Source organism: Bacillus sp. DTU_2020_1000418_1_SI_GHA_SEK_038, from assembly GCF_032341175.1.
Classification (GTDB): domain Bacteria; phylum Bacillota; class Bacilli; order Bacillales; family Cytobacillaceae; genus Cytobacillus.
In genome coordinates this window covers 461,936-484,240 of record NZ_CP135435.1, presented here as the reverse complement: position 1 = coordinate 484,240, position 22,305 = coordinate 461,936, and the positions used below count along the sequence as shown (strand labels likewise).

Genomic DNA, 22,305 nt, shown 5'->3' with positions numbered 1-22,305 from the left:
TGAAGTTTCATGAAGCTGCTCACCCAATTTGGCAATTAGTCCCTCAACCTTACTTACAGAGTCTCTGCCTTCCTCTGAAATCTTTACCATATCTGCGGTTGACTCAATTAAATTCTGACCTTTCTCATGCAGGCCAAGGGATTTATCATAGGACATCTGGCTAATAACATTTACTTTATCAAACCGTTCATTTAATTTTCCGACTAATTCTCCAAGGACATCGTGCTGCCCATTAACTTTTTCATGCTGCTCAATCGCAATGGTTAATTCAGCATTAAAGCCTTCAATGAATTCGTTAAGATATTCCTCATTTTGCTGTGCCTTTTCAAAAATAACCTTTAAACGGTTTTTTAATTCTGTATTCTCTTCTGCCAGTTGAATATTTCTCTTCTTAGTCGTAAACAAATAAATTCCCCCCTGAGTCACATTTATCCACTTCGACCACCTTCAATAGAACGCCCTTTCCCTCCCCTCATTAGCCGAGAAATGAATTGCTCACTTGAAAGAGGGATAGCACTATAATGAAATCTAGTCCATTATTACTATCGGCTAAAATCCTAAACTTTTAAATACGAAAAGCGCCTGTTAGGCGCTTTATTTTGTATAGGAATACCATTTATATATATCGTTTATATCCTGTTTTTCTAAATCGACAACTGTACCGCCTGTTCCGCCAGATCCAGACATGACAACCGCAGTAACAGTCCCAAGCTCTTTCCCCCTCTGAAAATAGCTTTCTTTCATATTCAATGACTGAATCCGGTTTCTATTCATAAAAACAGTTGTTTTATTCACTGCACGATACCTTAAAGTCAGCTGCAGCTCATCAATTCCCCAGCCAGCATCTTTATACTTTACAAACGCCCAAGCAATAGATAAGAGAACGAACAATAGCGCTAAGTACCCCCAAGGTCTGAAAAAGATGACGGGTACTGCCGCTATCGGTAAGCTATACAGAAACCCTCTAAACATATATCGTTTAAGTGCCCTCCTAGGTGCAGATTGAATACCGGACTCAAATAAATAACCATTTAAATAAGGAGCTAATATTTTAGCAATGCGATCTTTTTTGATGATTGGAAGCAACATCACCCGCGCACTTTCCTGATCAATAGCAGACCCGCCTGCACTTTCTATAAAAACGGTTCCAAATCCAAGAGGCTGTCTAATTAAATTTTCCGATATTCGAATGGCTTGAATCCGATGTAACGGGATAGTCAGCTGACGCTTTTCTAAAAGGCCTCGCGTTATGATAAGATCCTTCCCTTCATTCCTTACAGTAAATCCGGCATACTTTACCATGGTCCCTACTAAAGCAGCAACCCATGCAATCAAGAAGCCAATAAATACTAGAATGCTTACAAAAAGGACTCCGTTTGAAATAACATCCCGAAACCCCTTAAATAGTCTTTCATAAGGGATCATTTCTTCGAATTGGAAAATGAAAGCAAAACACGCTGAGAAAACAACACCAGCACCTCCAGAGGTAGACGCCATAAGCAGGAGCTCTGCCGGGGTAATTTTATAAAGTGTTTTCCCCTGATCGTCTTCAACAGAAACCACTGCATCGAATTCTTTTTTTTCATTTTTTGCCGAAAAAAGAATGTGCTGAATTTGATTCGCCTCTTCTTTTGAAATGGCGGTTAGCATTGCTTCAGCTTCTCCTTTGCTGCTTGGCCCAGCCGTTTCCACCTTCACTCTTACAAGACCAAATGGACGATGCAAAATTCCTTCCGATAAATCAAGACTCTGAATCCGGTCAAATGGGATATATCTTTTCTTTCGAACAAATACACCGTATTCTATCCTGAGCTCTCCTTCTTCTAGCCGGTACGTGAATCTTAGCCAGGATATTATTCCTATGATTAGTATGAATACAATAACAACAACTGAAATAATAAGTTGAATATTCCCATCCCTGCTTCCAAATACAACAAAAACAAGAAATGGGATAATTAATTCTTTCAATTGCTTTAAGAAGTTCACAACTGCAGAAATAGGGTGGAGTCTTTTCGGCTCAGACATCTTCATCAGCCACCCTTGCTAGCTTCGAAATAAAAAACCTTAGCTCCTCTGCCTCATCCATATCCAATGCCGGAATTTCATGTACAGTTGCAGCAGTGGAAATGGCCACAGTGGCTAAGCAATATTTTCGCAAAATCGGTCCTTGCCGGGTATCAACATGCTGAACTCTAATCATCGGAACGAGAGTCCTTTTTATGACGAACACTCCATGCTGAAGCTCGATTTCATTTTCCCTAACCTCATAGCGCCAACGCTTCCATCTCATAGTAGGGATGAGCACTATCACTAAATACATATCAATGGCAAACAATATAAGGGCAACGGCAATAATCCACATTGGCCAATTAAATACAATGGTAAGAGCTATAACTCCACCAGTTAGCAATAATGAAAAAAACGAATGAATTCCACCGGAAATCCTCCAGACCGTTAGTCCTCTTTCAGATATCCTGCTTTGCGGTTCTAAAACCATTTCGTACCTCCTAAATGTAGAGCTAAGTATCATTACGTAAATAGTACTAGATAGGATTCAAAATCTAAAATGATCTAACTTGAAATGAATAACTTTTCCATTTGTCGAACACTTGTTCTTCACCTCTGATTAAATATTCTTTATAATGGGAAATATGGTATGGACAAAAATTTAGGAGTGATATTCATGAAAGGCCAAGCAACACCCTATTTAACATTCAACGGAAATGCAAGGGAAGCACTAGAATATTATAAAGAAGTATTCGAAGGTGAGATTTTAAATTTACAAACCTTTGGCGATGCGGATTACCCAACTCCACCAGAAGCTGATAATCGGATTATGCACGCACAATTTAGAAAAGATGATTTATTTTTTATGGCTTCCGATTCCTTTTCAGATGGCGATGTTCAAATCGGCAATAATATTTCGCTAGTTCTTGAGTTCGAATCAGAAGATGAAATCCAAAGGGTTTATGACCGCTTAAGTAATAAAGGTACTGTTTTAATGGAGCTTCAAGATACATTTTGGGGAGCGAAATATGCAAAAGTGAAGGATGCCTTTGGAACAGTGTGGGATTTGAACATGACAAAGGCTTAATCCTTTGTGAATTGAATTTTAAAAAGAAGAGAGCCTCGCTCTCTTCTAACTTAACGATAATTATTAGAACCGCTTCGATTGCTGTTATTATTGCTGTAGCGTTTTCCTGATGAACCTTGGCGAGACCTTACCGGCGCACTCTGTCTGCCTCTTTGGCCTCCGTAAGATTTTCCGCGATCGTCTTGTCTGCGATCCCTTTTTACAGGCAATGGTTTTTCTTCCGTTAACTTAACAGGAGTTGTGTCAGGTTCCTTCGTCAGCATTTTTAATACAGCCTGAACAATAATCGTTGCATCCTGCTGCTCCAACAATTCTTCTGCTGCCTGTTTATAGTATTGAAGGTTATTCGATTCCACCGATTGCAGAATACGCTCCATAACCGCTTTTTGCTGTCCTTCTAGAGCCTCATCTAATGTCGGCGGCTTCATTTTTTCCATTTTTCTTTTTGTTGTTCTTTCAACGACCTGTAAGTAAGACTTTTCTCTTGGAGTGATAAAGGTCATTGCCATTCCTGACTTTCCTGCACGTCCTGTACGCCCAATTCTATGTACATAACTTTCAGGGTCCTGCGGAATATCAAAGTTATAAACATGCGTAACTCCAGAGATGTCCAATCCGCGGGCTGCCACATCAGTCGCAACAAGAACATCAATTGAGCCCTCTTTAAATTTCCTTAGAACAGAAATGCGTTTCGCCTGGCTTAAGTCCCCGTGAATGCCTTCCGCGTTATAACCTCTTAGGTTTAATGCTTCTGCAAGCTCATCGACACGGCGCTTTGTTCGTCCGAACACGATAGCAAGCTCTGGCGATTGAATATCAAGAAGTCTTGTCAAAATATCAAACTTGCTTCTCTCTTGTACTTCCAGATAGTATTGTTCAATTAAAGGAACTGTTACTTCTTTTGTCTTTACACGAACAATCTGAGGGTCCTTCATAAACCGTTCAGCCATTCTTTGAATTGGAGGCGGCATCGTAGCTGAGAACAACAACGTTTGGCGCTCCTCTGGGATTTGAGAAAGAATCGCTTCTATGTCCTCAATAAAGCCCATATTCAACATTTCATCTGCCTCATCTAAAATAACTGTTTGAACATTCTCAAGACGCAATGTTTTGCGGTTGATATGATCCAATATTCTTCCAGGCGTTCCTACAATAATATGAGGGCGGTTTTTTAAAGCGCGGATTTGACGGTGAATATCTTGCCCGCCATAAATGGCAAGTACCCTCGTTCTTTTTCCATAGCCAATTTTATATAATTCCTCAGAAACTTGGATCGCTAGCTCACGAGTAGGGGCAATAATAATTCCTTGGATGACATCTTTTTCATAATCTATTTTATCAATCATTGGTATTCCAAACGCAGCTGTTTTTCCAGTACCCGTTTGTGCTTGTCCGATTAAATCTTTATTTTCCAAGCTTAATGGGATCGTTTGCGCTTGAATTGGTGTAGCTTCTTCAAATCCCATTCGCTTCAGGGATTTCATCGTTGCAGGGCTAATTCCCAGATCTTGAAACTTTGTCACTGTTTTCTCTCCTTCTAAAAAAACTAATCTAAGTTCATTATATATTCACATTCAATTAATCCTACTTGAAAGTGAAAAAAGACATTCTCCTACGGGAGTATGTCCATGTTTCAAAAAAGTTTCCTCTTGGCACTTTGTTGATAATTCTATCATTTAATAAGGGTGTTTGCAATTAATGCGGAGAAGAGAACACTTATTATGCAGGTTCCCTCTTCAATAAAAAGTGATAAATTTCGGAAAAAAGATTTTCTCTTTCCTCACAATGGCATATGAGATGTTTTGACTCTTTAAGATAAATGAGCTTCTTCGCCGAAGTCCCAATCCTGTGATAAAGATATTGCGCACTTTTTGGCGGAACAACCCCGTCACACTCCCCTTGAGCGATGAGGGTCGGAATTTCTATTTTGCTCAAAATCGGCCTTGTGGCAGCCACGAGCCTCCGGAATTGGAGAGTTGCCGTAATAGGAGTAGCTAATATTTTTCTTTTATATCTCATAAACATTTCATTTTCTGTTAATCTGCCGCGAAAAGCGTCTTTCGCCATCTCACCAATATCTAAAAGCAGCTGCTTTGGATTTACATAATAGGCGGCTGCACTAAGTAACACCAATTTCGTCACAGGATAATGGACAGCTAAGTAACTCGCAATCAAACCGCCCATTGAAAATCCAATGACATATACAGTCTCACACTTCTCTATGAGCTGCTGCAATTCCTGTTCAGCATGTTCTATCCAATTTTTATATTCAATCCCTTTTAAACTTAACGTATCTCCATGTCCAGGAAGTGTCGGGACTGCAATTTCCCAATTCGTCCGTTTCTTTAAATAGGTTACAAGCGGCTCTACTTCAAAAGGTGCCCCCGTAAAACCATGAATACATAAACACCCAATCACCAAAATCACCACCAGCCTAAATATAGATTAATCATATTTTACACCTTTTTCTCGGAGGCATGCTGATTTTTGATTTGGCAAATATTAAAAATAAGCCTTATGCATTTTCACAAAGGCTTACAATAAGAAACTTTTTTATCTGTTAAACTTATCAGCTAATTCATGATTCATTCCGCTCAATTGTTCAGCCATTTCGGCAATTTCTTGTGAAGCGATCGAAATATCTGCAAACGCCTTTTTGAATTCATTCACATAATCACTAAAATGACCGATTCTTGTGTCTGTCAATTGTACACTCTCATCGAATTTCTCTAAAATCTTAATAATATTGAGGTTAGCATCCCTGTATATATTTATTTCTCCAACAATATATTGAAAGCTATGTTCAAATTTTTCAATCGTTATTTGTGTCGCTTTAATTTGTCCTTGGATGTGATCAAGTGCTTCTTCTGTTTGATGAGCCAACTTCCTTACTTCCTGTGCTACTATTGAAAATCCTTTTCCATGTGCTCCTGCTCGAGCCGCTTCTATAGCCGCATTCAATGAAAGAATATTCGTTTGGTTAGAAATCCCTCGAATTGAATTAACTATCTGTCCGATTTGTGCAGAACTTTCACTGAGTTCCTTTGCTACTGCTTTCGTTGTATCAATTATTTCGACAACTCGATCAACCTTAGATAAGGCATTTGACGCTTCTTGCTTTCCTTCCTCTACATGTGTAATCATGTGCTTCGATGAAACTTGAATCTCAAGTATTTCTCCACGCATTTGCTCGACAACGATTTCCTTATCTGCAATGGTGGATGTTGTCTCTTCAACACTTGCCGCCAAAGTAGCAGAGGAATCTTTTAAGCTAGTTTGGAACTCTTCAATTTCACCAAGCTTCAGCATCGATGACGTATACGATTCAATATAAGTTTCTATTGCTATTTGCATGTCAAAGGAACAGAGCCGCTGAAATGAAGAATAATATGTATATACCTTTTCACTTGAATGAAATTCCTTCATTAACACAGAATGTATTTCGTTTTGGAGCAATGTGTATGCACCCAAATACCATTGTGGAGATAAGCCTATCTGGTTATGAACATGGCCAATAACCTTCCGCCGATTCACATATTCTTCTCCTATTTCCCCTGAGACCATATCAAGTAAATACTGTATAAACGTTTGTTTTAAACGTTCAATTGATGAATGCTGCTGAATAATTTCGAATAAATTAGGCAATGCTTGAACTTTCATATAAAAGTTATCAACTATATCCGTGGCATTTTTTTCAATAATAGGACGTATCTGTACAAGATTCTCAATATCCATGTCTGATAATCCTAAAAATAATAGTTGAGAATATTCTTTGCTGCCTTTTAATTCATCAACAGCATGACTAACAAAACTTTTGTTGTTCAAAGAATCCTCTTGATATACTGCTTGTTCCCTATTCCTTCTTTTAAAAAGGCTTAGAGCCCCTTTTTCATTTGCTATCAATGACTTGAAAGGAATACTAATCAACTCGATTCCTCCTTTTAATGAAATTACCCCATCTTAAACATAAATGAATCCCTTTTAGAAAAATATGACTTTAGTCACATAAATAAGGAAACTTCCCCCATTATTTAATCCATAATTTTCATGATCTAATTTTATATAAAAATTAATGTGAAAAAACTAAATAAATGTTAAAATTACGTAAATATTATATTGAATTTTTTATTCCGATGGATAGGAGTAATATCGATAGTGAGAATTATTAAAAGGAAAATCCCCATTTCGCTTGGAAATAGGGATTTTTCTTTTTTCATATGGGGTATGGTTCAAGTACAGCAGGATATTTAGGCATTAAGCGAAAATCAAAGGTTCTCTCCCGCTATTGAAGTGCCGCAACAATATCTTCAAGCTGCATACCTCTTGACGCCTTTACTAATACAATCGTTTCCTTATCAACAAGCTTTTCAAGTTTTTCAATGAGAGGCTGTTTTTCAGCAAATGCGAAAACTCGACTGGCAGGCAATTTTGTTTTGGCGCCTTCTGCAATCCATTCTCCTAGCTTCCCAAACGTAAAGACGTAGTCGATTTTTTCAGGGTCAATTGATTCACCCATTTTTAAATGAAATTCCTTTTCTTGTGGCCCTAATTCAAGCATATCGCCCAGAACAAGAATTTTATTTTTGTACCCTGGGAGATGCGAAAGGAGTTCGATCGCTGCATGCATGGAGGTTGGGCTCGCATTATAAGCATCATTTATTATTTTTTCGCCTTTTTTGCCTTGCAAAAGCTCGGTTCTCATATTTGTTAGCCTCAGCTTCGAGAAGCCTTCATTCATTCGATCGAACGGAACCCCAAAATGACTAGCAACCGTCATAGCTGCCAACGCATTTAATACATTATGAGTTCCAAGAACCGGAAGCTTAAATTCTATATCCGCAACATTTGTTCTAAAAGTGCTTCCGATATCATTTTGTTCTATATCTACTGGATATATATCATTCCTGCCACTTCTGCCAAAAGTTCTAATCTTAACATTGCCTTTATAGTCAGATAGCTTTTCATCCAGCAGTGGTTCATCACCATAATATGCAATTACCCCATTTTCCTGCAGTCCATGAATAATTTCTAGCTTCGCTTCTGCAATTCCCTCTCTTGACCCAAGATCGAGTAGGTGGGACTCACCGATATTTGTAATAATCGCAGCCTCAGGCTCAGCCAACCGCGTTAGAAAATCGATTTCCCCTCTACTGCTCATCCCCATCTCAAGGACAGCAATCTCCGTATCCCCATCAAGATCAAGTATCGTTAACGGCAAACCGATTTCATTATTAAAATTTCCTTCTGTTTTATGGACTTTATATTTAATTGACAGCAAATTAGCTGTCATGTCCTTTGTTGTTGTTTTACCATTGCTGCCTGTCACTCCAACAATGCGAACACCGAGCATATGTCGGTAATTTCTTGCAAGCTCTTGTAAAGCGAGCAGTGTATTTTCAACTATTAAAATCGGCAAATGCAATGGCGGATTTGGTACATCCTTCTGCCAAAGGGCTGCTGCAGCACCCTTATTAATTGCCTCCTCCACAAAGCGATGACCATCGAAATTCTCACCTTTAAAAGGAACAAATAAATTGCCCGGCTGTATTTTCCTCGTATCAATACTTACACCGCTTATAACCGTATCCTGAAAACTAGAGATATCATTTTCAATATTAATCATCTCGAAAACTTCTTTAACACTTTTTGTTATCATCGGTTACCTCCAAATAGACTGAGATTATCCCTTTATTGAAGAAACACGGCAAATCGCCGTGTCTCCATACGCTTTCGCCCACTTATTCCATCGTATATTTAATATGCTGCTTTTCCGCATGTCTTTCAATAGCTAAATTCACAAGGCGCTCGATAAGCTGAGGATACTCAACCCCAGTATGCTTCCAAAGAAGAGGGAACATGCTAAATGGTGTAAATCCAGGCATAGTATTAACCTCATTGATATACCATTTTCCTTCTCTTGTTAAAAAGAAGTCCGCTCTTACAAGTCCGGAACAATCTAACGCTTTAAATGCCCGAATCGCCATTTCCTTAAGCTCGTTATACTCAGAATCTGAAATTTCTGCAGGGATAATAAGAGCTGTGTTTCCATCTTCATATTTTGCCTTATAATCATAGAATTCTTTCTTCGGTACAATTTCACCAGCAACGGAGCACTCAGGGTTGTCATTCCCAAGGACGCCTGCTTCAATTTCTCTTGCTGTCACTCCCTCTTCGATAATAATTTTTCGGTCAAATTGGAATGCTTCAGCAAATGCCTTTTCGAGCTCCGTTCTGTTCGAACATTTACTAATTCCTACACTTGAGCCGAGGTTTGCCGGTTTAACGAAGCATGGATAGCCTAGTTCATCTTCAACCTTCTGATAAGCATCCTCATTCGACTTTTCCCATTCACCACGAATAAACCAAACATATTTTACTTGGGGAAGACCAGCCTGGGCAAAGATATTTTTCATGATTACCTTATCCATTCCTGCAGAAGAGGAGAGAACGCCATTCCCAACATAAGGTAGATTAAGAAGCTCAAGGAGTCCTTGAACTGTACCATCTTCGCCATTTGGACCATGCAAAAGCGGGAAAATGACATCAAATGTGCTTTTTTCCGCTTCATTTGCTTTAAACATAGCTGGTGCTAGTGCTGTTGGCGCTAATGCCTCCATATTAGAAAATGCCAGTTCCTTTACGTTCGTAACGGGTCCGTGCAGCTGTGGCCCTTTATTCCATTGTCCGTCCTTTGATATATAAATAGGATATATTTCAAACTTCTCTAAATCTAACGCTTTAATGACAGCCATAGCTGTTTGCATTGAAACTTCATGTTCAGCAGATTTACCGCCGTATAAAAGCCCGACTTTTGTTTTCATAAATAATTGGAACCTCCATTCTCGAATCACTTTCCTATTTTACCACTTAGTGAATTAAGAAAGGGAGTGATTAAGGTGTGATTTATTGAGGAATTTTTTTCAAAAATCCGCCCATACATTATTATTATGTAAATAACTCAGTATTGAAACTAATTTATGTTTATTATTATTGCTAATCAGAAGCCTATATCCGATTTTTTTATATTTTTATACACAAAAGGCGCAGATCACCCTGCGCCTTTTTCTAATGTCCAGATAATTATGCTCCTTGCTTATGATGGACAGCCACCCGCTCGATTAAATTAGAGCTCGGTGCATTCAAGCCAATAAGCTGAACTGCCGAACCGTTTTCCCTTAGCTTTAAAACTATTTTATCAATTGCTGCAACAGCCGAATCATCCCATACATGGGCTTCACTGAAGTCAATTTCCACATTTTTATCATGACTGCTAAAATCGATAAAAGAAAGCAATTCATTTACAGAGGCAAAGAATACTTGCCCCTTCACGGCGTAAACTTTCTTATCCCCAACCACTTTAGAAGTAACATGGACTTTTGAAATTTTTGCTACGAAGAAAATCGCACTTAAAATAATTCCCGCAAATACTCCAATTGATAAATTATGTGTAAATACAACTGTTAACACTGTTGTCACCATTACGATTGAATCCGTAACGGGAATCTTTGCCATCCCCTTAATAGAAGACCAATCAAATGTTCCAATAGACACCATAATCATGACCCCGACTAGGGCTGCCATTGGGATTTGAACGACAACTTTTCCTAATACTAAAATGAGGAACATCAAAAACGTCCCGGCAACAAGAGCAGAAAGTCTTCCTCTTCCCCCAGATTTCACATTAATGACTGATTGGCCAATCATGGCACACCCAGCCATCCCGCCAAAAAATCCAGCCACAATATTCGCAATCCCTTGCCCCCGGCTTTCGCGGTTTTTATCACTTGCCGTATCTGTCATGTCATCTACAATGGTAGCAGTTAGTAATGTTTCTAATAAACCAACAATCGCCAGACCAATTGAATAAGGAAAAATAATTTTTAATGTTTCAAAATTCAGAGGAACGTCTGGAAATATGAAGGTTGGCAAGGCAGAGCTCAATGCCCCCATATCCCCTACCGTTCTAACGTCACTCTTCGTCATAATAGCAATGAGTGTAATAACAATTATTGCCACCAGCGGGGAAGGAATAGCCTTCGTAATTCTTGGAAAAAGATAAATAATGGCAAGTGCCCCAGCGACCATTGCATACATAACCCAAGTGGCTCCCACAAATTGCTCTAGCTGAGCCATAAAAATCAAGATGGCCAATGCATTAACAAAGCCTACCATTACTGACCGCGGAATAAACTTCATAAAACGAGCTAACTTAAGAACGCCAAATAAAATTTGGAATATTCCCGTTAAAATAGTCGCAGCAAACAAATACTGCAAACCATGATCAGCAACAAGTGTAACCATTAATAATGCCATCGCCCCTGTTGCAGCGGAAATCATCCCTGGTCTGCCTCCAAATATCGCAATCGTAACAGCAATACAGAAAGAAGCATAAAGCCCAACCATAGGATCGACCCCGGCAATAATCGAGAAAGCAATCGCTTCTGGTATTAGGGCTAATGCGACAACAATCCCAGAAAGAATATCTCCGCGAACATTACCAAACCATTGTTCTTTAGTTGTTAGTACTTTCAAATGAACACTCCTTTAAATTGCAGCTTTCTGCACATTTTTTAATAAAACGACTTCGAACTCTCATCGAAGTCAGGGCCGTTAAAAACAAAATCCATCTTACCATATTTCTAGTAAATTACAAATCAAGTGAAAGCGCATAAACTAGGCAAATGCTATTATTCTCTTTATGTATCTCTTTTTTTCAGATAGATAAAATAAAGTCGTTTCAAATGAAAAACCCGCCAATTGGAGGGCAAGGTATTATTCATTTCCAATAATTTTCCATAATTTCATTTGTCCAGGCTGGCTGCTTTATCGGTTCTTTAGGCAGAAACTCTTTCATCACTGGCTTTATGTCTAGGATCGGTGTTCCATTAATACAATCAAGACCTTGGACAAATAATTGCCGACCTTCTCTTTTTATAAATTTAACAGTGGTTAGTCCTATTAGATTAGGTCTATTTTTACCTCTTTGTGCAAAAATTCCAACCTTAGGGAGGTCAGTATTATTTCTGGGATGTCTGGCACCTGTAATAATTTTCTCCTTGCCGACTTTGTGAAAATAATAAATGATCTCCAAATGTGAGAAAGTTTCTATTTCAAATAAAGACTCCTCAGGAAGAGAGTCATTTAGGATGATCTTAGAAATAACTTCTCCCCAATGATCATCCTCTATTTCCGTTCTTTCATTATAAGCAAAACCAATTGGCTGTAACGTTATCATTGTTTCACCTCTTTACTAATCGTTCGAGGATAAATACTAGGAATCCTTTTTCTATAAAAGTAATATTTTAAGGAAAAATGATTAATTAAACGTTTGATTAAATTTAATTAAACGTTTGTTTAGTTTTAATCAAACGTTTAATTAAATGGCCTCCGCATTAGGTATGCCAAGCGTTTCAAGGCTACATATCAATTAAACATGACCAATTTCTCAAGCATTTTTTACTCAATCGGCGAACAAATCTCAATATAATGTCCATCAGGATCCTCAACATATGCAACCTTTTGACCCCAAGGCTTTTCAACTGGTTCTATTAGAATTGGTACCCCTTCTTCACGAAGGACATCAACAACTCCCTCTACGTCCTCCGTAACAAATCCCAGTTCAAAGGTTTGTTCCTTTCTAATGCCATTTGGAATCGGAAGACTTGTAACCTCTCGTCCCCCTTCTCTTGTGTTAAAAGAAAGAATCGTTGATCCCGTGTTAAATTCTATATAGGTTCCAAATTCATTCCTTAGTTCTAATCCTAATAAGTTTTCATAAAAACGCTTTGTTTTCTCAAGATTTTCAACATATAAAATGACATACCCCAACTTTAGATTCATGAAATCACCTCTAATTTTTATTTTCTTCATTAACTTTCTCTTTTTTTAGTAAAAATCCTTTTTATCAACTTTTACATTAATTATTATTGTCACTCTGAACCTCAACATAAACTCTCTTAATTACCGCTCTATGCCTTTTTCTCTTTAAAAGGTCACCATTCATGCTCTTTGACTACCGATCCAAGTCCATTTCACTTAATTAGCGCTAAAAACAATAAAAAACTAGACCTGCTAAAAAGCAAGTCTAGCTACAATGTTCTGTACATCCTTCCAAAACCAAGTCCATTTTTCCATTCTGCATTTTAATCATTGTAAGACTAGTTCCATAGATGAAAGGGGGATTCCAAATTTCTTCAATAGGGGCATTTCTGCATAAAAGATAAAGTGCCTTGATCACGACTCCATGTGTAACAACGAGAACATTTCCTGAAGGTGTATATCTCTCTAACTCCATTAAAAACTCTAAAATCCTCTCTTTCACATCATGAAAGCTCTCTCCATCCACACTTTCAAAGGAAGCCGGCAAATTCCAATAAGCATGAAACTGGTCTGGATACTCCCTCTTAATATCCTCTTCTACTTTCCCCTGCCAATCTCCCAAATGAATCTCCATTAATCTTTCATCGGTTTCAATAGCCTCGTTTGTTTCCCCAACAACCAGTTTAGCTGTTTCATATGTTCGCTTGCTAGGGGAGGAAATTATCCGCACGAACTCTGTTTCCTTTAGTCTTTCTCCCAATAATCGCGCGTCTTTCTTGCCCTTTTCTGTCAAATCAGAATCTAGCCGGCACTGCATTCTTTTTTGCTTATTCCATTCTGTTTCCCCGTGTCTAATCACATATAAATTTAACATTTGATCACTTCAACTTTATGAAAATATCGACCAGCTTCCGCCATGATCTCTTCCTTTTTCTCTTGGCTAAAAACAGCAAGAAAACAGGTGGACGGCCCCGCTGACTTTTTTATATCTAAACTAGAAGATACTTCTGTCTCCTTAAATGTCCGGTTTGAAAACAATTGGTTCAACTCATATAAAATCCCCTTTGAGCCAACTGGTAAAAGAATGACATCTTCTAATAAACAAAGCTCCTTAAATAGGGAAAGAGGTGCAACCTCCCCTTCAAACTCGACAACCTCATTGCCTACTAATGGCTTACCAATAACCGCAACCATCGTCTCCTCTGAAAACTCCAAACAATTATCAACAGCATCGTTCTGCACCTTTCCAAGAACAGTTAACCCCGCCGCTGACTGTACAAGTGAAAAATTGCTTTCCGTACTGCCATTAACCTGAATTCTCGCTAAACCCAGCTCTTCAATCCCACGGTGAATTCCATCCATTAACGTTTTCCAAGCTTGTTCTCCACAAAAGTTCAGCAACGTTACAGCAAAGGGGGCCCCGCCAGCAGCCATACACTCCATAACCGCTACGCGGAAGCTATAATAAGCAACCACCTCATAAGGAACATAGACTTCATCCATCTCCTTTAATCCGATCCCTCCGCTATTATCACTAGCAATGACAAGGGATTCCTCTCCATTAAAAGGGATAATTAGTACATCCCTCATTGGTGTGTTCCCACTCTAGAGAGAATGGGCTCAACCAATCGGGCAAGTCTCGGAATCAGAATTAAGGCAAGGATTGTATTTAAGGCTGAGCCGATTAACAGAGAAGGCACAATAGACAAATAAAAGGCTTCGCTCATTAAAAACATAAACGGAAGCGGCGCGGCAAATGAATTTCCAAGAATAAAGAAAATGCCAGCCTGCCACTTCATCCCTTTACGGTAAAGAACGGCAAAAACATAGGCTAAGATGGCCATCTCAACAGCAACAATCCCATGAAACGGACCCATCGGCATCCCGCCTAGTAAAGCCGATAGCAAATGACCCATAGCCCCAACGACAGCACCTGAAGGACCGCCTAATATGGCCGCAGCGAGCAGTGCAGGAAATGCATCTAATGCCACGCTGCCAATGATCGCAGGAATCTTGATTGCCGCACCAATAGCGGTCAACGCCACTAATAAAGCAATTAAAGCCATTTTCGTGCTTTTCATTTATTTATCCTCCTTGCGTTTCCCTTCACGAAAAACCTTCGCACTACGGATATATTCAACATCCTTTTCATTCAAGCGGAAGTTAATGACCCTAGCTAACGCAAAGAAATAATCTGATAATCTATTTAAATATTGCTGAGCTGCCTCTGAAATTTCCGGATCTGCTTTCTTTAAAGAAACAACTAATCTCTCCGCTCTTCTCGTTACTGTTCGGGCAATATGGATCGATGCGGCTGCAGGTGTTCCACCAGGTAAAATAAATCTTTCCAGCTTAGGCGCTTCTTCAGTCAATTCATCGATTTTTTTCTCCAAGTATTCAACGGATTCCTTTTGCAGCTTTAACTCACGATTTTTCATAACATTCGCTAAATCGCCGCCACAGTCAAATAATTCATGTTGGATTTTTTCTAAATCATCCAAAATATCTTTAAATTTATCTGAATCCAACTGTGTCATTGCCTGGCCAACGAAGCAATTTACTTCATCAACCGTTCCATACGCTTCAACCCGAATATCATCCTTATCCACTCTTCCTCCGATAATGCTTGTTTTCCCTTTATCACCTGTACGTGTGTAAATTCTCATTGTCACTGCCCCTTTATAAATTTATGGTTTATTAAATGGTAATCGCAATCTCTTTAAAACAAACCTCTTACGGTCATAGCCATTTTTTATTTTAAACGTTGGCTAATTCCATACCAGATTAAATCTGCTCGGCATGCTGCCCGTACGGCATCCTGATAAGCCCAGCCAGTCAAATCACGCCACTTACGATCTTCTGCAAGCATAGGAACAATTCCTTTATTCATATCTGTTCCTATTAATATTATTTTTCTGCGTGGATTTTCATTCTCCCAATTCATCCACCGAGAAAGCTGACGCTGCCATCGCTTCCTAGCCTCACTGATTTCAGATTGAGCTGATAAATCCTTTAGCATAAGTTCAATTCCTTCAAGAATGATAATTAGATGATCATCAAATCTCAAAGGAGCGTGTTCATGTTTATGGCAGGAAATCCATAGGTGAGGAGTATCCTTTAAATGATAATATTCTGTTATCCATTTAGATTTGCCATTAAAGGCGCCTCCCGTAACAAAGTGCATCGTTCACCCCTCCTAAAGTCATCCCGTTTCCAGATGAGCTCATAGCCCTTACCATGGGGGACTTCCCATTCCCAAAAGCCCTTCTCCATCGGGGCCCATTTTGTTAATAATGCCCTGATGACCCCTCCATGTGTGACAATCGCAGTTTTGTCTAACGAGAGGTGAATAATGATATCCGTCACCTTACGCCACCCTAAATTAACCCGTTCAGAAAACTCGTCAAAAGATTCTCCCTCTGGAGGCTTTTTGGAAAAGGGATCAGAAAGCCAAAGCCGATAATCCAAATTAGACTTTAGCTCTTTATATGTTTTTCCTTCCCACCCGCCAAAGTTCATCTCCCGAAGTTCTTCAATTGTATGAACTGTGTCATTTGGAAACATCATGTTTGCCGTCTCTATGCATCTTCCTAAATTACTAGAAAAGTGATAATCATACTTTTCCGAAGCTCTCTCTACTTTTTGACAAAGAGGTGAATCCGTCCAGCCAAGATAAGCTTGTCGTTTATTTGCCTCTGTCAGCCCATGGCGAAATAATGTAATAGCCACAGCGTCATCCATAGCAGCACCTCCGTCCCCTCCACACTTGCTCCGAGAACATCCCCTGTCATCCCGCCAAACCAGTTCACAATTTTTCTTCGTAAAAAAAGCAAAATGAATCCTGATACTAAAATAAAGAAGAGCATTCCCCAGATGGCTTCCTTTAGAAAAAACACAATGATGATAAGCAGAATAACGATGTAAATCGGATAGACGAACAGCGTCTTTTCATTAGCTGCATTTTTAAAAAGGGGCCCTAAGCCTTCTTTTTTAGCAGCTTTCACTATTAATAGCAGCACGCCCATCACCATTTTGCTGAAAAACGGCAGCAATCCGATAAGGACATAGGAAACTGGATGGATCATTTGGACAATCTCATAGATAAAAAGAAAACGGGTGCTCAATATAACAATGACAGATAGCACACCAAATGCCCCTGTCCGCGGATCACCCATGATTTCGAGCCTTTTCTCTCGGTCCCGAAAAGAAAAGAATGCATCACTTGCATCCATCCACCCATCGAGATGGATACCGCCTGTCAAAATAATCCCCGCGAGCCACACGGCAAATGCAGCCGTTAAAGTGGAAAACGGTGTCCAGTGGAGAAAACCATAAAGAATCAATGCATAAATAGCACCCTGTATGAGACCAAGCAGCGGAAAAGTCCTAATCGATTTTTCAAGATGAGCTTTATCCATTGGCAGTTGGAAAGGAATCGGAATGGAAGTAAAAAACTGCAGATTGATAAGCAATCCTTTAAACCACTTCATCAGCCATACCCCAGTTAAGAATAATCTCCTCTAACTTCTCCCAATCAAAATGCTCTAATAATCGGGATGCAAGCTCATCGTACTTTTCGTCTCCTAATTCATATGGATGGGATGCTTTGCTAATAACGGATTTCCCGGAAGGCATGGATAGAGAATCCTCCTCGGCAATCATATGGTTATCTACATAAGGGAGAACGCCCAAAACGGGAATACCCGTTCTTTCCTCCAGCCATTTAACGCCATCCTCGAATAATAAATGATCACCGCGAAACTTATTAATAATGAGCCCCTTCACTCTCGCTCTTTCTGCAGCGGTCAGCAGCTCTAATGTGCCAACAATGCTGGCAAAGACACCGCCTCTTTCAATATCCGCTACTAAAATGACCGGTACATCAGCCATTTCGGCAACCTTCATATTGACAAGCTCTTTATCCTTTAAATTGATTTCAACTGGACTCCCTGCTCCTTCCATCACGAGCAGGTCAAATTCCTTTGATAATTTCTCAAGGGCCGTTTCAATCGTTTGGAGACCCTTTTCATAAAACAATTCCTTGTAGCTTTTTCCCGAAACCGTTTCTAAAGTCTTTCCCAGTAAAATTACCTCCGAATTTTGATTGGGCTGAGGTTTTAATAATATCGGGTTCATCCATTCAGTAGCTACTGTTTTGGCGGCTTCAGCCTGAAGCCCCTGTGATCGGCCAATTTCCTTGCCATCCTCTGTTATATAAGAAAAATTGCACATGTTCTGTGATTTAAATGGAGCTATTTTATAGCCTTCATTGGCAAAAGCTCGGCACAGAGCCGTAACAATTAAGCTTTTGCCTACATCCGATGCGGTTCCTTGTATCATAATGCCTTTCATGCTCATTCTTTTCCTTTCATCAGGATGGGAATGCCTGCTTCTACGAGATAAGCTTGTTTAGCTTTGGCAACGATTTGCTGATGAAGCTGACCAAGCATTCTCCTATAGATGAAGACCAGCTCATTGCTTCCTTGCGATTCATTCAACACTTCATTGCTAACGATAATGAGCCGATGGCAATTTTGCGAAATCTGTTTAATTCCCTCTAGAATCCCCTGCATGACCTTTTGTTGAAATTCAAGTTTCATCCATTGCTCATCCACACTAAAGAATTCATTATTTAATAGAGTTGTTAGACAGTCTAGCAATATAATATCTGTATCTGTAAAGAAGCCTGAAAACTCTTGTAGCTCATTGGGCTTTTCCCATGTTTTCCAGTTTAAGCCGCTATCTAGCCGGTCCTTTTGATGCCTAAGGATTCGCTCCTTCATCTCCGAATCACTTGCCTGTCCTGCAGCTATGTAATGAAGCTGTCCACCCGTTTTTTTCGCTTCTTCTGCTGCAAGCTGTTCAGCAAAGCTGCTTTTTCCGCTCCGAACGCCACCGCTAATAAAGATTATGGTCGATTCCGCCATTCCTCTATCGCCCCCATGAGTTTGTCATTCTCCTTTGGCCCCTTTATAGCAAAACGCAGCCACTCTCCTTCTATTCCCGGAAAATTCATCGTGTGCCTTGGGATGATCCCTTTTGAGAGTAGAAATTGAAATAATGAAAACTGATCATGTACGACCGGATCTCTTAACAAATAAAAATTAACCCTCGATGGGGATAACATTAAATCTTTCTGTCGATAAAAATCAAATAGCCTTTTTCTTTCCTTGTTGATTAGCTCTCTAGTTTCCCAGACATAGGATTCACTATCAAGACACCATTCCCCTGCCTGTAAGGCAAGTGCATTCATACTCCAATGCGGCTGCAAGCTTGCTAAATAATCAATAATCGTTTGATTTGCCATTAAGTATCCTAATCGCAAGCCCGGTATCGCAAACATTTTCGTCATCGATCGAATGATAATCAAATTGGAATATTCATTTATGCAAGAAACGATCGACTCATATTCGGAAAGAAAATCATAAAAGGCTTCATCCACAATGAAGAGACAATCTTGTTTCTGACATTCATTCATAAGTGCAATCAGGTTAGATTTAGAATAGTATACACCTGTTGGATTACATGGATTACATATAAATAAAGCGTCTGTATTGGGCAATTTCTCCGCTAACTCTTCTACATTCAATTCCCATTTTTCGGGACTCAGCTGATGATAATCAATCGTACAGCTATTAATCCGGCATGCTTCTTCATATTCTGAAAAAGCTGGCTGAACAATCAGAACTCTTTTTCCAGCAAGCATCCTGCCAATAAGGGAAATCAGCTCCGCTCCCCCGTTGCCAATTAGTATTTGTCTTTCCGACAGCTTTTCTTTTTCGGCAAGTTTCTTCTTAAACCTATGTCCTTTAGGATCAGGATAATCAGCTATCACTGAAAAAAGCTCCGCCCACTTTTCTTTCAATATTGGTGGAGGACCAAGCGGATTTATATTTGCGCTAAAATCAATCATATGATGTGGCATAGCCATATTTAATGATGCGAATAAATACTGAGGATTAGAACCATGTACGGGCCAATTCAATGAGCATCCCTCCTATCCATAGCAAGATTAAAAAGATTGGTACGGTTCGAGTAACAATGTTGTTCGTCTTAAGAATATGGACTTTCTCTAAGCTATAAAGGGGGTCACCCATGGTTGCCCGATTCGAAACGTTCCCTTTGTAATAATTGATGCCGCCAAGCTGAATACCTAATAGCCCAGCAACTGCCGCCTCTCCCCAGCCAGAATTTGGGCTTGGGTGCTTTTTGGCATCACGGAAAACAATCTCCCTCACCTTTTTCATTTTAGTATGAGCAGGTCGGTTCCCAGCTAACATACAGACAGAAGTCAGCCTGCTCGGAATCCAGTTAACGACATCATCTAGGCGGGCAGAAGCCCAGCCAAAGTCTTCGTACTTCTCGTTGCGATAGCCAACCATCGAATCACAGGTGTTAATCGCCCGATAAACAAGAGCAAATGGAGCTCCTCCAATGAGCGCCCAGAAAAGCGGAGCCGTAATCCCATCGCTTGTATTTTCAGCAACGGTTTCAACCGTTGCCCTTACAATTTCAGGCTCGTTCAGCTTGTCAGTATCCCTTCCAACAATATAAGAAAGCTTATGTCTAGCCTCTACGATGTCTCCCTTTATCAAGGGCTCATAAACAGTCATTGCAGCCTCTTTTAGACTTTTTTGTGCAATCGCTGTTGAGATCAAAATCGCTTCTGCAAGTATGCCGGCAATCGGATGGATACCATACAAAATATAGACAAGAAGGAGAGTAATGCCTGCTACTGTCAGCAAAACCGTTAACAACATAGCTGCTCCTTTTAATCTTCTCGAGCTTCCTTTATTCCAGCTTTTGTCTAATTTATAAATGAAAGAACCCATCCATTTAACAGGATGCGGAAAGTGTGGCGGGTCACCTACGACTAAATCGATTAGTACGGCAATCGTCAGGGCAATCAGGTGATACAAAATCATTTCTTCACCCTTTTTCTGCTCTTTTGAATCGCTTCCCTTGTACATTCATAGACGCCTTTACCGATCATTTTTCCAAGCGGCGTGATGGTGCCGGCATATTCTAGCTTCTGGCCTCTTTGAGTAGATGCAATTAATATACTGTCTGTCGATGTTCCTGTCGCGATTGTGCCTGTAACAGGGTCCTTTACTTCTAGGTCTTGCAACGCTTTTACCTTTGCTTCCGTAGCAGTCATGATGCTCTGTATAATGGCTTCCTCTGTCATGTCTCCACTGACAAAAACCCATGTATTAATCGTACCCGGCTGTAATTGAAAAACATGTTCATTAGCTTTGGCCGCGTCAACGGCGTTTCCAACACCAGCTGTTACAATAACAAACGCTGCAAAACTTTCGTCTCGATAAAGCTGAAAGCTCACATCCTGAAGCATGACGGCTGTCATCATACCCACGGTTTCTCCTGACTCGAACCCATGAGCCTTTAGATACTCAACCATCTCTTTCCGATGATCAATGCAGTCATAATTTTTATCCACATGGCGATTTACAAATAGTTGATGCCAGCCTGTTCCGGAGCCAACAACTCCCGATGACATCGTTCGAAGAGGGATAGGCGACCGGAAAACAACATGCTCATCAGAAAGCTCTAGAAAACTTTCATCTAAGCATAAACGTTCCTGATCCCTTGCTAAGTCTTCAGGGAGCAGCACCATTTGTGGGGCAGGCACCTTTGGATGGGGATGCTTTTCAATCTTCGTCTTGTAGACACCTCGTATTCGGTCTTCCCGCAACACTTCATTTGGTGTGTCGTTTATATTAATTTCACCCTTCTCTAACAGCAAAAGCCGGTCACAATATAAACCCGCAAGATTCAAATCATGAAAAATAGAGACGACGGTTAGACCGCGATTTTTTGTCCAGCTTTTTAACAAATCGAGCAAGTCTTTTTGAAAGGAAAGATCAAGATGATTCGTCGGTTCATCCAGCAGCAAAATTTCGGGCTCCTGTGCCAGTGCCTGTGCTAAGAAAACCCTTTGTCTTTCTCCGCCTGAAAGCTCATGAAGATAATGGCTTTCAAAAAGCTCAACGCCTGTCTGCTCCATTGCCTGCTTTACTATCCGTTCATCCTCCTGTGACCATGAATGAAACCATCCTTTTTGATGGGCATACCTGCCTAATGAAACCGTTTCCCTTACAGTATAAGAAAAGCTTTGATTGGAATGCTGGGACAGAACAGCAATGATTTTCGCCAATTCTTTAGTGGAGTAATCACTTAATGATTTTCCTTTTAATAAGACCTCCCCGCTGCTAAAAGGCAAAATGCCGCTAAGCATTTTGAGCAACGTCGTTTTCCCGCTTCCATTCGGACCCAATATCCCGAATAGCTCTCCCTTTTCCAGTTCAAAGGATACATTCTTGATGACAGACTCTCCTGTATATCCTCCTGTTATCTGTTGGACGCTAAGCATA

23 protein-coding genes are annotated in these 22,305 nt (G+C 39.9%); 1 reads left to right on the top strand and 22 read right to left on the bottom strand.

Annotated features, from left to right (window positions below):
- Positions 1-594: 594 nt before the first annotated feature.
- Complete coding sequence (locus RRV45_RS02535; protein ID WP_315667193.1) at positions 595-2,025, bottom strand: PH domain-containing protein; 1,431 nt, start codon at positions 2,023-2,025, stop codon at positions 595-597.
- Entirely contained in the window at positions 2,018-2,497 is a 480-nt protein-coding gene (locus RRV45_RS02530; protein WP_315667192.1) for a PH domain-containing protein, read from the bottom strand. The genes RRV45_RS02535 and RRV45_RS02530 overlap by 8 nt, the downstream gene beginning before the upstream one ends.
- A 186-nt stretch (positions 2,498-2,683) precedes the next feature.
- Here RRV45_RS02530 and RRV45_RS02525 point away from each other — a divergent pair, with 186 nt between their 5' ends.
- Complete coding sequence (locus RRV45_RS02525; protein ID WP_315667191.1) at positions 2,684-3,094, top strand: VOC family protein; 411 nt, start codon at positions 2,684-2,686, stop codon at positions 3,092-3,094.
- A gap of 50 nt (positions 3,095-3,144) precedes the next feature.
- On the opposite strand, the gene RRV45_RS02520 is transcribed toward RRV45_RS02525, so the two are convergent.
- The 20 genes from RRV45_RS02520 to RRV45_RS02425 form a co-directional block, all read right to left on the bottom strand.
- A complete protein-coding gene (locus RRV45_RS02520) occupies positions 3,145-4,617 on the bottom strand; it encodes a DEAD/DEAH box helicase (protein WP_315667190.1) in 1,473 nt (490 codons plus the stop codon).
- Positions 4,618-4,813: 196 nt separating this feature from the next.
- Complete coding sequence (locus RRV45_RS02515) at positions 4,814-5,512, bottom strand: alpha/beta hydrolase (RefSeq protein WP_315667189.1); 699 nt, start codon at positions 5,510-5,512, stop codon at positions 4,814-4,816.
- Positions 5,513-5,647: 135 nt separating this feature from the next.
- A complete protein-coding gene (locus RRV45_RS02510) occupies positions 5,648-7,021 on the bottom strand; it encodes a globin-coupled sensor protein (protein WP_315667188.1) in 1,374 nt (457 codons plus the stop codon).
- Between the two features lie 355 nt (positions 7,022-7,376).
- Entirely contained in the window at positions 7,377-8,750 is a 1,374-nt protein-coding gene (locus tag RRV45_RS02505) for a UDP-N-acetylmuramoyl-tripeptide--D-alanyl-D-alanine ligase (protein WP_315667187.1), read from the bottom strand.
- Positions 8,751-8,832: 82 nt separating this feature from the next.
- Entirely contained in the window at positions 8,833-9,915 is a 1,083-nt protein-coding gene (locus RRV45_RS02500; RefSeq protein WP_315667186.1) for a D-alanine--D-alanine ligase, read from the bottom strand.
- Positions 9,916-10,174: 259 nt separating this feature from the next.
- The gene (locus RRV45_RS02495) at positions 10,175-11,626 is read right to left on the bottom strand and encodes a SulP family inorganic anion transporter (protein WP_315667185.1); all 1,452 of its coding nucleotides are present in this window, start codon (positions 11,624-11,626) and stop codon (positions 10,175-10,177) included.
- Between the two features lie 244 nt (positions 11,627-11,870).
- Positions 11,871-12,329: an SAM-dependent methyltransferase gene (locus RRV45_RS02490; RefSeq protein ID WP_315667184.1), complete on the bottom strand. Its 459-nt coding sequence runs from the start codon at positions 12,327-12,329 to the stop codon at positions 11,871-11,873.
- Positions 12,330-12,550: 221 nt separating this feature from the next.
- Positions 12,551-12,934, bottom strand: a complete 384-nt coding sequence (locus tag RRV45_RS02485; RefSeq protein ID WP_315667183.1) for a VOC family protein — start codon at positions 12,932-12,934, stop codon at positions 12,551-12,553.
- Between the two features lie 244 nt (positions 12,935-13,178).
- The gene (locus RRV45_RS02480) at positions 13,179-13,787 is read right to left on the bottom strand and encodes a histidine phosphatase family protein (protein WP_315667182.1); all 609 of its coding nucleotides are present in this window, start codon (positions 13,785-13,787) and stop codon (positions 13,179-13,181) included.
- Complete coding sequence (locus tag RRV45_RS02475; protein WP_315667181.1) at positions 13,781-14,503, bottom strand: ATP-binding protein; 723 nt, start codon at positions 14,501-14,503, stop codon at positions 13,781-13,783. The genes RRV45_RS02480 and RRV45_RS02475 overlap by 7 nt, the downstream gene beginning before the upstream one ends.
- The gene (locus RRV45_RS02470; RefSeq protein ID WP_315667179.1) at positions 14,500-14,994 is read right to left on the bottom strand and encodes an ECF transporter S component; all 495 of its coding nucleotides are present in this window, start codon (positions 14,992-14,994) and stop codon (positions 14,500-14,502) included. The genes RRV45_RS02475 and RRV45_RS02470 overlap by 4 nt, the downstream gene beginning before the upstream one ends.
- Positions 14,995-15,579, bottom strand: coding sequence for a cob(I)yrinic acid a,c-diamide adenosyltransferase (locus tag RRV45_RS02465; RefSeq protein WP_315667177.1), 585 nt, complete (start codon positions 15,577-15,579; stop codon positions 14,995-14,997).
- A gap of 86 nt (positions 15,580-15,665) precedes the next feature.
- Positions 15,666-16,097 (bottom strand): bifunctional adenosylcobinamide kinase/adenosylcobinamide-phosphate guanylyltransferase, encoded by a 432-nt coding sequence (locus tag RRV45_RS02460; protein ID WP_315667176.1) that lies wholly within the window; start codon positions 16,095-16,097, stop codon positions 15,666-15,668.
- Entirely contained in the window at positions 16,049-16,654 is a 606-nt protein-coding gene (locus tag RRV45_RS02455; protein ID WP_315667175.1) for a histidine phosphatase family protein, read from the bottom strand. The genes RRV45_RS02460 and RRV45_RS02455 overlap by 49 nt, the downstream gene beginning before the upstream one ends.
- Positions 16,612-17,403, bottom strand: coding sequence for an adenosylcobinamide-GDP ribazoletransferase (cobS, locus tag RRV45_RS02450; RefSeq protein ID WP_315667174.1), 792 nt, complete (start codon positions 17,401-17,403; stop codon positions 16,612-16,614). Before cobS ends, RRV45_RS02455 begins: the two co-directional genes overlap by 43 nt.
- On the bottom strand, positions 17,390-18,265 hold the full coding sequence (locus tag RRV45_RS02445) for a cobyric acid synthase (protein ID WP_315667172.1): 876 nt from the start codon (positions 18,263-18,265) through the stop codon (positions 17,390-17,392). The genes cobS and RRV45_RS02445 overlap by 14 nt, the downstream gene beginning before the upstream one ends.
- Positions 18,266-18,267: 2 nt before the next feature.
- The gene (locus RRV45_RS02440; RefSeq protein ID WP_315667171.1) at positions 18,268-18,840 is read right to left on the bottom strand and encodes a bifunctional adenosylcobinamide kinase/adenosylcobinamide-phosphate guanylyltransferase; all 573 of its coding nucleotides are present in this window, start codon (positions 18,838-18,840) and stop codon (positions 18,268-18,270) included.
- Positions 18,822-19,898 carry a threonine-phosphate decarboxylase CobD gene (gene cobD, locus RRV45_RS02435; protein ID WP_315667170.1) on the bottom strand — a complete coding sequence of 359 codons (1,077 nt, stop codon included), beginning with the start codon at positions 19,896-19,898 and terminating at the stop codon, positions 18,822-18,824. Before cobD ends, RRV45_RS02440 begins: the two co-directional genes overlap by 19 nt.
- Positions 19,873-20,838 (bottom strand): adenosylcobinamide-phosphate synthase CbiB, encoded by a 966-nt coding sequence (gene cbiB / locus RRV45_RS02430; protein WP_315668910.1) that lies wholly within the window; start codon positions 20,836-20,838, stop codon positions 19,873-19,875. Before cbiB ends, cobD begins: the two co-directional genes overlap by 26 nt.
- A complete protein-coding gene (locus tag RRV45_RS02425; protein WP_315667169.1) occupies positions 20,835-22,304 on the bottom strand; it encodes an adenosylcobinamide amidohydrolase in 1,470 nt (489 codons plus the stop codon). The genes cbiB and RRV45_RS02425 overlap by 4 nt, the downstream gene beginning before the upstream one ends.
- Between the last annotated feature and the right edge of the window lies 1 nt (position 22,305).

What these genes read in the sequence shown, in the direction of transcription:
- RRV45_RS02480 (WP_315667182.1), bottom strand. Translation starts at nt 13,787, where the DNA reads ATGTTAAATTTATATGTGATTAGACACGGGGAAACAGAATGGAATAAG.
- RRV45_RS02485 (WP_315667183.1), bottom strand. Translation starts at nt 12,934, where the DNA reads ATGAATCTAAAGTTGGGGTATGTCATTTTATATGTTGAAAATCTTGAG.
- RRV45_RS02475 (WP_315667181.1), bottom strand. Translation starts at nt 14,503, where the DNA reads ATGAGGGATGTACTAATTATCCCTTTTAATGGAGAGGAATCCCTTGTC.
- RRV45_RS02425 (WP_315667169.1), bottom strand. Translation starts at nt 22,304, where the DNA reads ATGCTTAGCGTCCAACAGATAACAGGAGGATATACAGGAGAGTCTGTC.
- RRV45_RS02440 (WP_315667171.1), bottom strand. Translation starts at nt 18,840, where the DNA reads ATGGCGGAATCGACCATAATCTTTATTAGCGGTGGCGTTCGGAGCGGA.
- RRV45_RS02460 (WP_315667176.1), bottom strand. Translation starts at nt 16,097, where the DNA reads ATGCACTTTGTTACGGGAGGCGCCTTTAATGGCAAATCTAAATGGATA.
- cobS (WP_315667174.1), bottom strand. Translation starts at nt 17,403, where the DNA reads ATGAAGTGGTTTAAAGGATTGCTTATCAATCTGCAGTTTTTTACTTCC.
- RRV45_RS02505 (WP_315667187.1), bottom strand. Translation starts at nt 8,750, where the DNA reads ATGATAACAAAAAGTGTTAAAGAAGTTTTCGAGATGATTAATATTGAA.
- RRV45_RS02455 (WP_315667175.1), bottom strand. Translation starts at nt 16,654, where the DNA reads ATGGATGACGCTGTGGCTATTACATTATTTCGCCATGGGCTGACAGAG.
- cbiB (WP_315668910.1), bottom strand. Translation starts at nt 20,838, where the DNA reads ATGATTTTGTATCACCTGATTGCCCTGACGATTGCCGTACTAATCGAT.
- RRV45_RS02490 (WP_315667184.1), bottom strand. Translation starts at nt 12,329, where the DNA reads ATGATAACGTTACAGCCAATTGGTTTTGCTTATAATGAAAGAACGGAA.
- RRV45_RS02535 (WP_315667193.1), bottom strand. Translation starts at nt 2,025, where the DNA reads ATGTCTGAGCCGAAAAGACTCCACCCTATTTCTGCAGTTGTGAACTTC.
- RRV45_RS02525 (WP_315667191.1), top strand. Translation starts at nt 2,684, where the DNA reads ATGAAAGGCCAAGCAACACCCTATTTAACATTCAACGGAAATGCAAGG.
- RRV45_RS02445 (WP_315667172.1), bottom strand. Translation starts at nt 18,265, where the DNA reads ATGAAAGGCATTATGATACAAGGAACCGCATCGGATGTAGGCAAAAGC.
- RRV45_RS02500 (WP_315667186.1), bottom strand. Translation starts at nt 9,915, where the DNA reads ATGAAAACAAAAGTCGGGCTTTTATACGGCGGTAAATCTGCTGAACAT.
- RRV45_RS02465 (WP_315667177.1), bottom strand. Translation starts at nt 15,579, where the DNA reads ATGAGAATTTACACACGTACAGGTGATAAAGGGAAAACAAGCATTATC.
- RRV45_RS02470 (WP_315667179.1), bottom strand. Translation starts at nt 14,994, where the DNA reads ATGAAAAGCACGAAAATGGCTTTAATTGCTTTATTAGTGGCGTTGACC.
- RRV45_RS02530 (WP_315667192.1), bottom strand. Translation starts at nt 2,497, where the DNA reads ATGGTTTTAGAACCGCAAAGCAGGATATCTGAAAGAGGACTAACGGTC.